Origin of the sequence: Kocuria sp. (assembly GCF_030536815.1) — a bacterium.
Taxonomy (GTDB): Bacteria; Actinomycetota; Actinomycetes; order Actinomycetales; family Micrococcaceae; genus Kocuria; species Kocuria gwangalliensis.
The window spans coordinates 1-3,012 of sequence record NZ_JAUNPE010000219.1 but is presented as its reverse complement, the minus strand read 5'-3'; the positions used below and the strand labels follow the sequence as shown (position 1 = coordinate 3,012).

3 protein-coding genes are annotated in these 3,012 nt (G+C 64.0%); all 3 read right to left on the bottom strand.

The annotated features are described in order from the left end of the window. On the bottom strand, window positions 1-392 hold a 392-nt coding region (locus Q4E95_RS12355), incomplete at its 3' end, for a ParA family protein (RefSeq protein ID WP_303383586.1). A 38-nt stretch (window positions 393-430) separates the two neighbouring features. Beyond that, window positions 431-1,864: a hypothetical protein gene (locus Q4E95_RS12350; protein ID WP_303383585.1), complete on the bottom strand. Its 1,434-nt coding sequence runs from the start codon at window positions 1,862-1,864 to the stop codon at window positions 431-433. After that, window positions 1,864-2,853: a glycosyltransferase gene (locus tag Q4E95_RS12345; protein ID WP_303383584.1), complete on the bottom strand. Its 990-nt coding sequence runs from the start codon at window positions 2,851-2,853 to the stop codon at window positions 1,864-1,866. Before Q4E95_RS12345 ends, Q4E95_RS12350 begins: the two co-directional genes overlap by 1 nt. Window positions 2,854-3,012: the final 159 nt, after the last annotated feature.

Below are 3,012 nucleotides of genomic sequence, written 5' to 3'. Positions count from 1 at the left end.
TCGATGTTGGCCGGCAGCAGGTCCACGTTGGGCACGTGGGTTTCCTGCACCACGTCCCACACGTCCACCGAGCGGTCCATCATCACGTTGTAGATGGTCAGGTCCAGCTCGTGCGGGTTGGATCCGAAACCGGCGGACAGTGCGCCCTGCGGGTCGAAGTCCACCAGGAGCACCTTGCGGCCGGTTTCCGCGAGCGCGGCACCCAGGTTGATGGTGGAGGTGGTTTTACCCACGCCACCCTTCTGGTTCACCATGGCGATGATGCGGGCGGGACCGTGCTCCGTGAGTTCGGGCGGATCCGGGAAGGTGCGCACGGGACGGCCGGTGGGGCCTACGGCACCCGATGACTGGTCATCGAGCTCGGGTAACCTCTCATCACTGGCTTTGCTCACGTGCTACGGCCTGCTTTCCTCAAGTCACTGGTCAGGTCTCAACGCCCTACACTACCGCCGTCATGCGGGAGCGAACCAACCGACGTGGACCCTGCCGTGGTCTCGGGCACCTCGATGGGGATGCGTTCTCCCACGGGAGGCGCTGTTCGGACCGCTGCGGCCCAGCACGCTGCCGTGAACACGGCCAGCGCGGCGGGCACCCCGCGATTGACGAAGAACTCGTGAATCTGAGAGTGATTGCTGACCACGATGTACCACAACGGCGGGATCAACAGGGGCAGCGCGAGCACGCCCGCGATCTTGAGGCGGCCCACTCCCCCGCGGTGCACGGCCAGGACAAGGCCGATGGCCGCGGCAATCAGACATCCGTAGAAGACGAACTGGGCGGTGGGAACGTTGTTCCACCAGAACGACACGTTGCTGGCGACGCCCGCACCGAACGCGTCCGAGACGCCCCCGAAACTCCCGCCGGTCCGGAACCCGACATTTTGTCGAACCATGGCGATCGTCTCGCCGATTCCCAAGAACAGCGCCCCGAAGATCCAGCGGAACACCCAGGTGAGACCGAAGGCGGCAGGCCACACCACGGCGGCCAGCACACCCCAGGTCGCCGCGCTCCTGAGGTCACGTTCGCGGTACCAGACCGCCGCAGTCAATACGAAGGCGGACATGGCCCACGGGATGGCCGGTGTGGTCAGCAGGTCCACGTAGCAGAACATTGCCGCCCCCACTCCCGCGCCCAACAGGCCCAGGTACGTGGACCTCGTGAATCCCACCGCGGTGAGAATCACCGAGAGAAAAATGAACGTGATGGCAATGGACTGGCTGAACGACGTGGAGGGGGTGGAGAGCATATTGGTCCCCATGACGAACGGGAGGAACAGCGCAATGGTCACCGCGGTGGATGTTTTCGACCGGACCAGCACCAGGGCGGCGAACAGCCCCGCGATCATCAGGGTGCCGGAGACGATGCGCAGGCCTTCGAGACCGACCGTGGCCAGTAAGGGACGCGTGATGATGGTATAGCCGGCCCAGTACTTGTAATAGTTACTGTCCTCGAACACCTTGCCCTGCGCCAGTTCCGCGATGTCCTGCTTGCCGCCGGCGCAGTTGTCGATGCGCGGCATGCGCGCGGCCCGGCTCAGGGCGGACTCGTCCGGGGGCGCTCCGAGTCCGGTTCCCACCACCACGCATTCGGTGAACGTGTCCGACTGGGTACCCATCCGATCAGGGATTCCACTCGGGCCGTAGGTGTTCTTCTCGATCGAGGACACGAGGTTGTCCACGATCGGTTTGTCCGGAACGGCCTGCCCCACGATGAGCAGTCCGAACAGCACGAATTGCAGGGCGACCAGGACTCCCAGGCCCTTGAGGAACGGCCGCCACCGCCAGTCGTCCTTGACGCGGTGAAGGGTTTCTCGGTTGAGGTGACGCCGGAGCATTTCTCGGCTCATGTAACGGGAGACGTCCATCAGGCAACATCCTCGGTGGTCGTGTGGTCCGTGAGCCGTGAACTGCGCGGGGATTTCGCGCCGAACGGCGGCGCCGGTAACCGGAGGTAGAACAACCGCGAGGCCTCCCTGCGCATTTTCACCTGACCGTTGAGCAGCACACCCATGAGGAGGAACACCCCTGCCAGGATGAACAGCGCGGAGGCCAGGAACGCCGTGGGAAAACGCGGCACCATGCCCGTCTGGAAGTACTCGACCACAACGGGCAGTCCGAACACGAGCCCCAGGGCCGCGAGGATCCCGGAGAAAATACTCGTGATCAGGAACGGGCGCTCATGGAACAGCAGCTGGGAGAAGATGCGCAGAATCCGGAAACCGTCGTGGTAGGTGCGCAACTTGCTCTCGGTACCCTCGGCGCGATCACGGAAGCCCACCTGGACCTCGGTCTGAGGTACCCGCTCATTCACGGCGTGGATCGTCAGTTCCGTCTCGATCTCGAACTCACGCGACAGTGCCGGGAAGGATTTGACGAAGCGCCGGGAAAACACGCGGTAGCCGCTGAGCATGTCGGACACCTCGCGCCGGAAGGCGAAGCTGACCATGGAATTGAAAAACTTGTTCCCCGACGCGTGACCGGACCGGTAGGCCGTCTCCGACACCTGCTTGCGCACTCCCAGCACGTGGTCGTAGGGCCCGGCCAGGAGGGTGTCGATCATGCCGGGAGCGTCGGCCACGTCGTACGTGTCGTCCCCGTCGATCAGGAGATAGACGTCCGCGTCGAGATCCGCGAAGGCCCGACGAACCACGTTGCCCTTGCCCTTCTCCGTCTCGTGGCGCACATGGGCTCCCGCACGCTCGGCCACCTGTGCCGTGCGATCCGTGGAGCAGTTGTCATACACGTAGACGTCGATACCGGGGAGCGTCGCGTGGAGATCGGAAACGACCTTGGCAATGGCGCCTTCTTCGTTGTGGCACGGAACAATTGCTACGACATGGGGTGTGGCGGACATGGTGGCCTTACGTGCGGGGGGGGGTGGGGGGCCGCTCAACTGCCCGCGGAAACAGTGCCCGGGGAACGGTTGATCGGTGTGATCCACAGCAGCCTTAGCGGATCACAGTATGTCTAACACACAATGTCCCCTCCGGTCGGTGACCGGAGGGGACATGAC